Origin of the sequence: Corallococcus sp. CA041A, from assembly GCF_003612075.1 — a bacterium.
Classification (GTDB): domain Bacteria; phylum Myxococcota; class Myxococcia; order Myxococcales; family Myxococcaceae; genus Corallococcus; species Corallococcus exiguus.
This window is the reverse complement of record NZ_RAWF01000775.1, coordinates 1-384: the sequence shown is the minus strand read 5'-3', so window position 1 is coordinate 384 and position 384 is coordinate 1. Positions and strand designations below refer to the sequence as shown.

General features: G+C 62.5%; 1 protein-coding gene. It reads left to right on the top strand.

The window, feature by feature from the left end; translation table 11 throughout:
* A partial coding sequence (locus tag D7V77_RS43025; protein WP_120581797.1) for an HlyD family efflux transporter periplasmic adaptor subunit occupies positions 1-384 on the top strand: 384 nt, incomplete at both ends.

Sequence of the window (384 nt, the reverse complement as noted above, 5' to 3'; positions counted from 1 at the left end):
CTGGAAGCCGGGCAACCCGTTGAAGTCCGTGCCCCGACCAACACCGTTCTGTTGCGCATCGAACAACAAAGTGAGCGCGTGGTGCTTGCAGGCGCGGCCCTGATGCTTCTGGCCGACCCCTCGCGCTACGAACTCGTCGTCGACGTGCTATCGACCGATGCGGTCAAGATCAGTCCTGGCATGCGCGTATCGGTAGTGGAGTGGGGCGGTCCGTTGGCCGTCAACGCCACGGTCCGGACAGTAGGTCCAGGGGCGTTTACCAAGGTGTCGGCGCTCGGGGTTGAAGAACAGCGCGTCCATATCGTGGCGGATCTTGTCGACCCGCCAGGCAGGTTGAATGATGGGTACCGCGTACAAGGGCGCATCGTCATCTGGGAACAACCC